6 protein-coding genes are annotated in these 12,116 nt (G+C 71.5%); 2 read left to right on the top strand and 4 right to left on the bottom strand.

Going from position 1 to position 12,116, the window contains the following annotated elements:
- Nucleotides 1–2 precede the first annotated feature (2 nt).
- On the top strand, nt 3–1,013 hold the full coding sequence (locus J1C73_RS11675; RefSeq protein ID WP_207316304.1) for a PDR/VanB family oxidoreductase: 1,011 nt from the start codon (nt 3–5) through the stop codon (nt 1,011–1,013).
- Nucleotides 1,014–1,073: 60 nt separating this feature from the next.
- Nucleotides 1,074–1,796: a TetR/AcrR family transcriptional regulator gene (locus J1C73_RS11670; protein ID WP_207316303.1), complete on the top strand. Its 723-nt coding sequence runs from the start codon at nt 1,074–1,076 to the stop codon at nt 1,794–1,796.
- 2 nt (nt 1,797–1,798) lie between these two features.
- Here J1C73_RS11670 and J1C73_RS11665 read toward each other — a convergent pair whose 3' ends face one another.
- From J1C73_RS11665 to J1C73_RS11650, 4 genes are all read right to left on the bottom strand, one after another.
- Nucleotides 1,799–2,149: a 5-carboxymethyl-2-hydroxymuconate Delta-isomerase gene (locus tag J1C73_RS11665; RefSeq protein WP_123470271.1), complete on the bottom strand. Its 351-nt coding sequence runs from the start codon at nt 2,147–2,149 to the stop codon at nt 1,799–1,801.
- Between the two features lie 240 nt (nt 2,150–2,389).
- Nucleotides 2,390–4,426 (bottom strand): ATP-binding protein, encoded by a 2,037-nt coding sequence (locus J1C73_RS11660; RefSeq protein ID WP_207316306.1) that lies wholly within the window; start codon nt 4,424–4,426, stop codon nt 2,390–2,392.
- A gap of 196 nt (nt 4,427–4,622) precedes the next feature.
- Entirely contained in the window at nt 4,623–9,953 is a 5,331-nt protein-coding gene (gene pulA / locus J1C73_RS11655; RefSeq protein ID WP_372446676.1) for a pullulanase-type alpha-1,6-glucosidase, read from the bottom strand.
- Between the two features lie 77 nt (nt 9,954–10,030).
- Nucleotides 10,031–11,743 (bottom strand): carbohydrate-binding module family 20 domain-containing protein, encoded by a 1,713-nt coding sequence (locus tag J1C73_RS11650; RefSeq protein ID WP_207316302.1) that lies wholly within the window; start codon nt 11,741–11,743, stop codon nt 10,031–10,033.
- Nucleotides 11,744–12,116: the final 373 nt, after the last annotated feature.

The following is a 12,116-nucleotide window of genomic DNA, read 5'->3' as shown; positions in this document are numbered from 1 at the left end:
CGATGCGCCGGCGCATCGAGAAGTCCCCGCTCTGGCCGCTGCCGGCGCTGGAGGAGCCCGTGTCCGGCCACTCGCAGCGCCGTTCGACCACCGGACGGCGGCTGCTGATCACCGAGCGGTCCACTCCCGCGGACGGCGTCGTGCTGCTCCGCCTGAAGGGTTCCGGCCTGCCGCGCTGGCAGCCCGGCGCGCATCTGGACCTGGTGCTGCCGTCCGGGCTGATCCGCCAGTACTCCCTGTGCGGCGACCCGGCCGACCCGGACACGTACACCGTCGCGATCCGGCTCGCCGAGGACGGCCGGGGCGGCTCCTCGGAGGTGCACAACCGGCTCCGCGAGGGCGAGGAGGCCGAGATCCGCGGCCCGCGCAACCGCTTCCCGCTGGCGGACGCTCCCGCGTACGTCCTCGTCGCGGGCGGCATCGGCATCACCCCGGTCCTGCCGATGCTGCGCGCGCTCGCCGCCTCCGGAGCCGACTGGCGGCTGCTGTACGGAGGCCGCAGCCGGGCGACGATGCCCTTCCTGGAGGAGATCGAGGAGCTGGACGCGGACGGCGACCGGGTCACCGTCGTACCGCAGGACGAGGCGGGCCACCCGGATGTCGCCGCGGCACTGGCCGGCGCGGCGGCGGGCACGGCGGTCCACTGCTGCGGTCCGGAGCCCCTGATGGAGGCGGTCGCCGCGGCGCTGCCGCCCGGCTGCACCCTGCACGTGGAGCGCTTCTCCGCGGCGGCCCCGGACGCCACCGGCTCCGCGGCCTTCGAGGTGGAGCTGCGCCGCTCGGGCCGCACGGTCCGGGTGGCGGCGGGCCAGTCGGCGCTGGCCGCTGTGCGCGCGGAGCTGCCGCACGTCGCGTACTCCTGCGAGCAGGGCTTCTGCGGTACGTGCCAACAGCGCGTCCTGGCGGGCGAGGTCGACCACCGTGACGATCTCCTGACGGACCCGGAGCGGCGGGACTCGATGCTGATCTGCGTGTCGCGGTGCCGGGGCGAGCGGCTGGTGCTGGATCTGTAGGCGGCCGGGAGGGGACCCGGGAGCCGTGTCCCGCTCGCGCCGGTCGGTACGCTGTTCCTCATGACGACCGGGGTGCGGCGCAGGATGGGCGTCGAGGAGCGCAGACAGCAGCTGATCGGTGTCGCGCTGGAGTTGTTCGGTCACCGCTCCCCGGACGAGGTGTCGATCGACGAGATCGCCGCCGCCGCCGGGATCTCGCGGCCACTGGTCTACCACTACTTCCCGGGCAAGCAGAGCCTGTACGAGGCGGCACTGCGGCGGGCCGCCGACGAGCTGGCGACCCGGTTCCTGGAGCCGCGCGAAGGCCCCCTGGGCGCACGGCTGTTGCGGGTGATGGGGCGGTTCTTCGACTTCGTCGACGAGCACGGTCCGGGGTTCGCCGCGCTGATGCGGGGCGGCCCGGCCGTGGGGTCGTCCACGGCGAACGCGATGATCGACGGGGTGCGGCAGGCGGCCTGCGAGCAGATCCTGGCCCACCTGGGAGTCGAGGAACCCCCGGCCCGGCTGGAGTTGGTCGTACGGTCCTGGGTGTCGCTCGCCGAGTCGACGGCCCTGATCTGGCTGGACGGGCGGCACATCCCGCGCGCGGAGCTGGAGTTGCAGCTCGTGCACGACTTCGCGGCGCTGACCGCCGTGAGCGCCGCGTACAACGAGGAGATGGCGGGCATCGTGCTGCGGGCCCTCGCGCAGGAGCCGGCGGACGGGCCGTTCGCAGACCTGCTGGTGCGGCTCTCCGCACTGGCACCCGCCGTGCCGGCCGTGCCCGCGCAGCGGCTGCCGTAGGTTCAGCTCTTGCGGTAGGAGGGGTCGAGGTCGCGGGTCTCGGCCGAGAGGTGCAGGGTCAGCCCGTCGGTCGGCCGGATGTGGCCTGCCAGCAGTTCCAGGACCGATTCGGTGAGCTGCGCCTTGATCTCCGGGGTGCGGCCGGCCAGCAGCGCGATCTCGATGTGCACGATCGCGTTGCCGTCGGGGGCGTCCGCCACCACCGTCCCCGCGACCTCGCGGAAGCGCGTCTTGCAGGCGGCGATCTTGGTGGTGACCGTCTCGGCGATCAGCGGGTGCAGCGCCCCCGCGAAGCCGTGGAAGTCGAAGCTCTCGTCGAGCTGGGAGGAGTAGTCGACGGTGATCTGCGGCATGGCGTTCTCCTGGGCAGGGCGCGGGTGGTGACCGCCCCACTCTTCCCCTGACCGGTGAGGGTGCACAAGCCGGGCCCGCCAGGGCCTCTCGTTTGGATCACGCCGGGCTCGCGGGTTCCGGCACGCGCACCTGCCGTGTTGTCGCCGGTCGCCAATGCTCCGCATCGACTCCCTCCTCCGCCTCGCAACCGCACGCACCGGACCCCGCTCCCTGATCCAGCCTGATCCAAACGAAAGACCCTAGGTGAGCGGTTCGCCGTGGAGCGCGAGCGCCAGGCCCGCTTCCGCGCTGTCCGCCCGGCCCTGGTCGAAGGCCCGCTGGTAGGCGGCGTCGCCGACGGCCTCGCGGGCCTGGCGTTCGCAGGCCTCGCGCAGCGGGCCCAGCTCCGGGGTGCCGCGCTGCGGGTGGCCGACCATCCGCCAGTAGAGCTGTCCGGTGCCGTACACCCGGGCGGCGTGGGCGCCCTCGCCCTGGGCGGCGACCGCGGCGGCCAGGATGTCCAGGCCGAGGGCGATGCCGAAGCTGTCGCGGAGCCGGTGCTTGCCGGCGAGCATGGACCGGGCGTGCGCGGCGGCCGCCTCGGCGTGGCCCTGGAGCAGGGCGATCAGGGCGAGTTGGTAGTCGGCGTAGCTGCGGGTCCAGCACTCGTCCATGGCCTCGCAGGCCGCGCGCAGGACGACTGCCGCTTCGGCCGCCTCGTCCAGCCGGCCGAGGCCGGTGAGGGCGAAGACGGTGATCAGGTGGCAGCGCAGCCGGTAGGCCGATTCGAGCGGGGTGCCCGCCTCGGTGCAGCGCAGCACCCGGTCCGCCTCGCGCAGGCTCAGCTCCGGCCGGCCGACCATCAGATGGGTGAGGCCGCGCAGGTACGCGGCGGCGAGGATGCCTTCGTCGCAACCGTCGTCGGCCGCCGCCCGTACGCATTCCTCACCGATCCGCTCGGCGGCCGGGTAGTCGCCCTGGAGCATCACGCAGATGCCGAGCACCCACAGGGCCCGGGTGCGGTGCGGGCCCTGTGCCGGGCCGACGTCCAGGGCGCGCTGTGCGTAGCCGCGGGTCTGCGGCAGGTGGCCGCAGCAGCACCAGAAGAAGCCGATGCGGCCGGCCATCTCCTGGGCCGCGGCGGTGTCGTGGACGAGCAGGTGGTCGAGGGCCGCGCACAGGTCGGCGTGCGTGTCGGCGATGCGGTGGTACCAGCTGATCTGGTCGTCGCCGGTCCAGCCCGCGTGGGCGCTGCGGGCCAGTTGCAGGAAGCAGGCGGCGTGCTGGTCGGCGGCGGCCCGTTCCTCGCCGAGTTCGGCCAGCCACATCCGGCCGTACTCCCGGATGGTGTCCAGCATCCGGTGGCGCACGCCGTCGCGCACGACGACCGATTTGGCCACCAGCCCGCGCAGTGCCGTGCGGACCCCGTCCCCGGTGAGTGGTCCCCCGGCGCAGACCTCGCGGGCCGTGGCCTCGTCGAAGTCGGCGCGCAGCACGGTCAGCCGGGCCCAGAGCAGCCGTTCCAGCGGGGTGCACAGTTCGTGGCTCCAGCCGATGGTGGTGCGCAGGGTGCGGTGGCGCTGCGGCCGGATCGACGCGTCGGCGAGCAGATCGAGGCGGGAGCCGATCCGCAGCGCGATCTGCTCGACGGTGTGCCGGCCGGTGCCCGCCGCCGCGAGTTCGATGGCGAGCGGGATGCCTTCCAGCCGGCGGCAGATCTCGGCGGCCGCCGCGGCGGTGCCCGATGCGTCGAACACGGTGCCCGGGGCGGCCGCGGCGGCCCGGTCCCGGAACAGGGTGAGGGCGTCGGCGGAGCCGTCGACGGGCAGCGGCTCCACCTCGACGAGCTGCTCGCCCTTGATGCCGAGGGGCTGCCTGCTGGTGGCGAGCACCGTGAGTTCGGGTGAGGTGGTGAGGATCTCGCCGAGGAGGTGGGCGCAGGCGGGGCGCAGATGTTCGCAGGAGTCCAGGACGAGCAGCAGCTGTTTGTCGGCGAGCCACTCGCACAGCACGTCCATGGGCATCCGCAGGGTGTGGTCGCTGAGCCCGACCGCGTCGGAGACGGTGGCGAGGAGCAGTCCGTCGTCGTGGAGCGGGGCGAGGTCGGCCCACCAGGCGCCGTCGCGGTATCCGGGTTCCGCGCGGCCGGCCGCGCGGACCGCCAGCCGGGTCTTGCCGACCCCGCCTGCGCCGGTGAGTGTGGTCAGCCGACGGGTGGCGAGGGCGCGTTCGATCCGGCCAAGCTCCGTCTTCCGTCCGACGAAGCTCGTGGTCTCCTCGGGGATGTAGCTCACCATCGTCACCGTCGCTGAACAGGTGGAGAGGCCGGGTCCCGGCCCCCGCGCCCGGTACGGCACCGGCGGGCCGACGAGGCGGCTGCCGGTGCGTACGGGATCGGGGCCGGGGCCCGGCCGGGTGGAGTGGGAGGGCGCGCCCGGGAGTGTGCTGTTGCGGCTCTCCCCGGCGGCTGGCCTCACGGTAGACCTGTTGCGGTCAGCGCGGCGAGAACACCGCCACCGTACGCCCCGGAACAGTGAAACTTCCCGAACTCCGCTCGTACGTCGCCTTCTTGACGGTAAGATCCGCGCCCGCCGCCTGAACGGGGTGCAGGGCGTAGTTCCTGCCCGCCAGGGCGGCGACCTTCTGGGTGGTGGCGCCGGGGGCGGCGTTGAGGACGACCACCAGCTTCCCGAGCCGCATGGTGATCACCCCGGGAGTCTCGTCCTTGCCGGAGAGCGGGAAGGAGAGCGTGGACTGCACCTGCCCGGCGGTGGAGAGGCCGAAGTCCTTCTCGGTGGCGCGGATGGTGAGCAGGTCCCGGTACGCGGCCGAGGCGCCGTTGATCTGTGCGCAGCCGGGGCTGATCGCGGCATTGGCCAACAGCGGTTTGGCATAGGGCCACTTGGCCTCGTTGTCGGCGGCGGGCGGCAGTCCGCGGCCGAAGCCGTTGCCCGCGCGGCAGTCCCAGTGCAGGGCGTTGAACCAGTCGCCGCTGTCGAAGGAGTTGCGGTCCAGGGACTTGGAGCGCAGCAGGTCGGTGCCGGCCTGGGAGAGCGAGGGGCCCTGCGAGAGCGTGGCCGTCGCCATGGCCAGGACCTGCATCCTGGCCCGCTCGGCTGCCGGGGTGCCGGCCGGGAGCTTGAAGGCGAGGGCGTCGTACAGCGTCTCGTTGTCGTGGGCGTCGGCGTAGGCGAGGGCGTCACCGGGGGCCGCGGCGTATCCGGCCGGGGCTCCGTTGTAGTCGACGTCCGAGCCCTTGACCGTGTGGCCGGAGGTGTCGGTGAAGGTGTAGCCGGCGAGGCTGCCGGTGAGCCCGACCTTGATCAGGTCCTGGTAGTGGAGCAGCCGGGCCTTCTGCTCGGCCTTCGTGCCGTTGTTCGCGGAGGTGTTGGGGTCGGTGTAGAGGCCGGTGGCGAAGCCCTGCACGCCGGGGTCCTCGTCGAACGGGGAGCCGCCGCGCACGGCGTCGCGGGCCCGGTCGGAGAAGGTGGCGACGCCGGTGCCGGCCATGTTCTTCTGGGTGGCCTGGACGAAGCGGGCGTCGTCGGCGATCTCACCGAAGTTCCAGCCCTCCCCGTACAGGATGATCTTCCTGCCGTCGACGCCGTCCTTGGCGACGGTCAGGGCGTCGAGGGCCTTGCGGACGGCCAGGATGTTGGCCTTGGGGTGGTGTCCCATCAGGTCGAAGCGGAAGCCGTCGACCTTGTACTCCCTGGCCCAGGTGACGATCGAGTCGACGACGAGCTTGCCCATCATGGTGTTCTCGGGTGCGGTGTTGGCGCAGCAGGTGGAGGTGGCGACGGTGCCGTCCTCCAGCAGCCGCTGGTAGTAGCCGGGCACGATCCGGTCGAGGACGGACTTGTCGTCCTGGCCGGAGGCGACGGTGTGGTTGTAGACGACGTCCATGACGGTCCGCAGACCGGCGCCGTTCAGCCCCTGCACCATCTGCCGGAATTCGACCGTGCGCCGGGTGCCGTCCGGGTCGGAGGCGTAACTGCCTTCCGGGACGGTGTAGTGCAGCGGGTCGTAGCCCCAGTTGAACGCGTCCTTCGCGGCGGCCTTCGCCACACAGGCCTGCTGCTGTGCGGAGTCGGGGGCGTAGACGGACAGGTCGCAGGCCGGCTTCTGCTGGTCCTTCTTCTTCTCGGGGACGGTGCCGATGTCGAAGGCGGGCAGCAGGTGGACATAGCTGGTGCCGGAGCCGGCGAGCTGCTTGAGGTGCTTCATCCCGTCGGAGCGGGTGTCGGTGAAGGCGAGGTATTCGCCGGGGTGCCTGGACGTGGGGTCCGCGATCGAGAAGTCGCGGATGTGGAGCTCCTGGATCTGGGCGTCGCGCAGCGGCACCGCGGCGGGCTTGCGCAGCCCGTCCCAGCCCTTGGGCGCGAGCCTGCGGTCGTCGAGGTCGACCACGAGGCTCCGGGCGGAGTCGGTGGTCAGCGCGGTGGAGTAGGGGTCGGTGACCTTGTTGGTGACGATTTTCTGGACGGTGGGCGCCCAGACCTTCACCACGTACCGGTAGGGCTTGCCGTTCCAGTCCCGCTTCCCGGTGACCGACCAGACGCCGGTGCGGTCGTCGCGCCGCATCGGGACGGTCCTGTCGCCGAGTTCGAGCGAGACCGTGCGGGCGGTGGGCGCCCAGACGGACAGCGTGGGGCTGCCGCCCCGGAAGACCGGGCCGAGCGAGGCGCTGCTCGCCGGCTTCCCGTAGAGGTCGTCGAGCACGCCGGCGCTCTGCACCCCGGTGGCGGCGAGCAGGGCGCCGTTGGCCGCGCGCTGGGTGGCGAGCAGCTGGCCGCGCAGGGCGTCACGGACCCGGTCCCGGTCGCGGGCGTCCACGGTGAACGCCGGGTAGTCCTTGAGGTGCGGGTACTTCGCCTTCTGCGCGTCGGTCAGCGCGGACGGGCTGAGCCGCAGCCACTGGCCCTCGTCGGAGAGGGCGCCGTCGGTGACGGAGATCCCGCCGTTCTTCGCGTAGACGAGCTGCTGACTGGTGGCCTCGGTGGCCTTCACCTTCCAGACGACGGTGGCGGAGTCGATCCACTGCGCCTCGGCCTTGGTGAGGTCGGGGGCGGGGACGCCGCCGGTCTGCGGGAGGAGGTAGCCGGGTGTGCCGCCGAGCATCCACACCTCGTGCCCGTGGCTCGCGATGTCGAGGGACTGGTCGCTGGGCAGGTCCTTCTCGTCGCCCCGGTGCAGGATGTAGCTGAGCGAGGTGGCCCCGTCGGTGAGCGGGACCTCGAACGTGAGACCCGATGCGTCCTTCTTCACCGGCTGGAGCGGCCTGGCCCAGTCGGTGGGCTCCTTGGCGCCGGTCCAGGTGTGCAGCCCCCAGCCGTCGTAGTCCCCGTCGGCCCGGTAGTAGTGCAGGACGGCCTTGCCGGTGTCCTGCGGCGGGTAGGCACCTTCGGGGGCGGTTTCGGCCTGGCCGTCCTCGCCCTGCTCGATCCAGACCTGTCCGGTCCTCGCGAGCTCGACGGCGCGCTCCGGCCCGTCAGCGGTGCCGCTCTTCTCGACGGTGTACGGGACCGAGGAGGCGCCCTCGGGCACCTTGATCCAGGCGAAGGCGCCGTAGGCGTCCCGCCCGGTGAAGTCCGCGGCGCTCTCGCCGGACCGGGCCTGCCAGCCGTCGTAGTCGCCGTCGGCGCGCTTGTAGTGGACGACGGCGTAGTCGCGTTCGACGGCGACGGGCTTCGCCGGGGCGGGTGCCTGTCCGGCAGTGGACGAGGCGAGCGCGCTCGCGGTGCGCCCGGCACGGTCGACCACAACGGCCTTGTAGCGCAGGGGCGTTCCGGCGGCGGTGGTGTCGCCGATGGTCTGGGTGACCTTGTACGGGGCGTGGTCGGCGGACCCGAGCGTGGTCCACTTCCCGTTGCCCTGCTGGGCGGCGAAGACGACCCGGTTCAGGGAACCGCCGTCCACGTCGGCGGAGAGCTCGACGGTGCCGGTGGCTCCGGCGGCCGGTGCCTTCAGGGAGATCGCCGGCCTGGCGGCGGGGGCGCCCAGCGCCTTCCCGGCGCGGAGCACGATGCTGGACAGGGCCGGCACGGTGACGGTGACCTTCTTGTCCGCGCCACTGCGGACCGTGCCGGAACCGCCGTACAGCGTACGGAAGTCCATCCGGGCGGACTCGGTGGGCAGCTCGACGGTCTTCGCGCCGGCACCGTTGTTGGTGGCGACGACGTACTCGTCGCCGCGCTCGGGGTCCGTACGGGAGAAGGCGTAGACGGAGCCCTCGGCGTACCGCTCGGTCTGGACGCCGTCCCGCAGCGCCGGGTTCTTCCTGGTCAGCTCGGAGAGAGCGGCGATGGATCGGTAGATGGGGTGCTGGGTGTCGTACGCGTCGGAGGCGTGCGTACGGCCGGTGCCCAGCTCGTCGTCGTCGAGGTAGTCGGCGGTCTTGGAGGCGAACATCGTCTGGCGGGCGTCCTTGTCACCGCCGGCGCCGGTGAAGCCCTGTTCGTCGCCGTAGTAGACGACGGGGTTGCCGCGGCTGAGGAACATCACCTCGTTGGCCAGCCGGGCCCGCTTCACCAGCTCCGCGTCATCGGCCTTCGGGTTGTCCTGCTTCAGGAAGGTGCCGATGCGGCCCATGTCGTGGTTGCCGAGGAAGGTCACCTGCTCGTAGGCGTTGGCCTTGTCGGTGGTGTACCGGTAGTCGTCGCCGAGGACGGCGGCGAGCTTGGCGGCCGGGGCGCCCTGTGAGGCGTACTGGCGGGCCGCCTCCTGGAAGGGGAAGTCGAGGGTCGCGTCGAGGCGCCCCTGGGTGACGTAGGGCGAGGTGATCGCGGTGTCGGCGGAGTAGACCTCGCCGAACATGAAGAAGTCGTCGCGCCCGTGCTTGGCGGCGTACGTGTCGAGGGCGGTCGCCCACTGGGTCCAGAAGTCCAGGTCGACGTGTTTGACGGTGTCGACGCGGAAGCCGTCGATGTCGAAGTCGCGGACCCACTTCTCGTAGATGCTCTCCATGCCGGAGACGACCTCGGGCCGCTCGGTCCACAGGTCGTCGAGCCCGGAGAAGTCGCCGTACGTGGTGGACTCGCCTGCATAGGTCGAGTCACCGCGGTTGTGGTACATCGTCGGGTCGTTGAGCCAGGACGGCGTCTTGCCGCCGGTGGTGACCGGCTTGTACGGGAAGGAGTCGGCATCCGTCTTCGCCATGCCCGCGCTGTCGTCGAAGGGGCGGCCGTTCCGGTCGAGGTACGGGTAGGCGCCCTTGGGCTTGTAGCCGTAGGTCTTCTCGGCGTAGTCGACGGTGTCGGCGGTGTGGTTGGTGATGACGTCGAAGAAGACCTTCATGCCCTTGCCGTGGGCCTTGTCGATCAGCTTCGTCAGGTCGGCGTTGGTGCCGAAGTGCGGGTCGACCTGGGTGAAGTCGGTGATCCAGTAGCCGTGGTAGCCCGCCGAGGCGTCCTTGCCGGTGCCCTGGACGGGCCGGTTCCTGAAGATCGGCGCGAGCCAGATGGCGGTGGTGCCGAGCCCCTTGATGTAGTCGAGCCTGCTGGTCAGCCCCTTGAGGTCGCCGCCCTGGTAGAACCCCTTGTCGGTGGGGTCGTAACCGGTCTCCAGCCGGGAGCCGGTGAGCCCGCCCCGGTCGTTGCCGGTGTCGCCGTTGGCGAACCGGTCGGGCATCACGAAGTAGAACTGCTCACGGGTCAGATCGTGGCGGGCGGGCTGTGCGGCCAGCTTGGCGTCCGACGGCGCGGCGGGCGGCCTGGCCGCGGCGGCGGGCAGCGCGGGCACGAGGGCCGCGCACAGGGCGGCCGCGACGACGGCGGCGGCGGGCGCCGCTCTTCGCGCGGGCACGCGCGGGGACGGACGTATCACTCGGGTTCTCCTCGAAGGGGTGCGGATGCGGGGCAGGACGGGCCGGTGCGGCCCGTCCGGCGGGCGGGGCGGGGAGGTCAGCTCCGCCAGACGTCACCGGTCAGCGCGGCCCTGCCGGAGGACGGCACGGTGGCCGTGCGGTTGGCACCGCTCTCCCAGGTGACATTGCCGCTCGCGTCCTTGCGGACGTACTTGTACTCGAACGACGTACCGGCGGGCAGGCTCACATCGAGCTTCCAGACCGGGTACATGGCCGGGTCGAGCTTCAGCGCGGCGGCGGGGTTCCAGTTGCCGAGGGCGGACTGGTTGCCGGTGACGTAGATGTTCTGGCCGAGCTGGGTGGTGGCGTTGACGCCGAAGGAGGCGCCGGAGGTGCCCGTACCGGGATCGGTCGGACCGGTGCCGCCGCCGGAGCAGGTGCGGGCGCCGGTCTGGAGGGCGAGGGCCGTGTGGGCGCCGAGCGTGGCGGTGAACTGGCCGGAGCCGTTGACGGTGACGCCGTTGCCGGACTGGATGTCGCAGTAGTCACCGGCGGGCAGCGAGGTCTGGAAGGTGCGGCTCAGCGCGGAGCCCTCGTGGTTGATCGCGACGTACGCCTTGGAGCCCCGGCCGAACGCGATCTGGTCGCCGCCGTTGTCCCACCAGTTGGAGACGCCCTCGCCGCGGGCGGTGTTGCGGAAGCCGACCATGGAGGCGATCTCGCGCCAGGCGTGCTGGCACTTCCAGCCGTCGCTGTAGCAGGCGTTGACCGTGCCGCCGCCCGGCGGACCGGCGTCCTTGTCGGACCACTCGTAGCCGGAGTGGACGTCGGGCGAGCCGTAGGGCCAGGCGAGCATGAACACGCTGGCGAGCGTGTAGTTCGCGCCGTCCTTGTAGTTCAGCGTGTCGCCGCCCCGCTCGGTGTCGTGGTTGTCGACGAAGACCGCGGCCTTCGAGGAGGACATGAAGCCCCAGCCCTCGCCGAAGTTCTTCAGGTTGGCGAGGTTCTCGTTGTTGAAGACCTGCTTGAGGCTGCGGGCGTACCGGAACTCCTGGACGTCCCCGGTGCCGGCGTACTCGTCGGGCGAGACGGCCTCGCCGGCTCCGTAGATCGCCTCCTGCTTCCAGTAGGCATTGGAATTGCTCAGCCGGGACTTGATGTTGGCGAGGTCGCCGGCGGGGATGTGCTTGGCCCCGTCGATACGGAAGCCGTCGACGCCGAGCGAGAGCAGGTCGTTGAGGTATCCGGCGATCCTGCCGCGGACGTACTCCTCACCAGTGTCCAGGTCGGCCAGGCCGACGAGTTCGCAGTGCTGGACGTTGTAGCGGTCCTGGTAGTTGCTGATCTGCGCGGTGCAGTCGTCCATGTCGGGCGCGGAGTACAGACCGGGGTAGTTGTACTTCGTGTACGAGGAGCCGCCGGTGCCGGTGCCCGAGCCCGCCGACATGTGGTTGATGACGGAGTCCGCGACGACCTTGACGCCCGCGCTGTGGCAGGTGCTGACCATGTCGGCGAACGAGCTGCGGTCACCGAGCCGTCCGGCAATCTTGTAGCTGACCGGCTGGTACGAGGTCCACCACTGCCCGCCCTGGATGTGCTCCTGGGGCGGTGAGACCTGTACGTAGCCGTATCCGGCCGGGCCGAGGGAGTCCGTGCACGCCTTGGCGACGGAGTCGAACTTCCACTCGAAGAGAACGGCGGTGACGTCCTTGGTGCCCGGCGTGGCGGCCTCGGCGCTCGTGGCGGGGACCACGAGTGCGGCGGCGCCCGCTATCAGGGCGAGAGCCGCGGACAGGGGTCTGCGTGCCATGTCTTTCCTCCTGCGGTGGGGGAAACGCGGGTGACGGTGCAGCCTCATACGGCAACGCGCCCTGCCCTCAAGGCTCCTGAATGTTCTTGCTGCAAGAATGCAAACCTTGCCGCGGTGAGACCGTACGAGCCCGTCAGGTTCCGGTCAACCCTTTGGACATGAGCTGCTCACATCCCGCTCACACCCGCGAAATGCTGCAGATTTCTTCCTGCAAGCTCTTACGCAAAACATTGCAGCCCTGTTACGTTTCTCCCGACTCCGGTCCGGTCGGCCGGGGGTCCCGTTACCCCGGGCCCCACGCGCCCGTCCGGCCGGGCCGGTCACGGACACGAGAGGCACCCGGAGTCGGCCCGGGGTGGGGCCGGCGGGGAGT

The sequence above is a fragment of the Streptomyces laculatispora genome (assembly GCF_017353455.1).
Taxonomy (GTDB): domain Bacteria; phylum Actinomycetota; class Actinomycetes; order Streptomycetales; family Streptomycetaceae; genus Streptomyces; species Streptomyces laculatispora.
Note: the sequence above shows the minus strand (reverse complement) of the source record. Positions and strands in the feature narration are given on the sequence as shown.

Excerpts from the sequence above, each read along its gene's own strand:
- J1C73_RS11670 (WP_207316303.1), top strand. The coding sequence starts at position 1,074 with ATGACGACCGGGGTGCGGCGCAGGATGGGCGTCGAGGAGCGCAGACAG.
- J1C73_RS11650 (WP_207316302.1), bottom strand. The coding sequence starts at position 11,743 with ATGGCACGCAGACCCCTGTCCGCGGCTCTCGCCCTGATAGCGGGCGCC.
- J1C73_RS11675 (WP_207316304.1), top strand. The coding sequence starts at position 3 with ATGCGCCGGCGCATCGAGAAGTCCCCGCTCTGGCCGCTGCCGGCGCTG.
- J1C73_RS11660 (WP_207316306.1), bottom strand. The coding sequence starts at position 4,426 with ATGGTGAGCTACATCCCCGAGGAGACCACGAGCTTCGTCGGACGGAAG.
- J1C73_RS11665 (WP_123470271.1), bottom strand. The coding sequence starts at position 2,149 with ATGCCGCAGATCACCGTCGACTACTCCTCCCAGCTCGACGAGAGCTTC.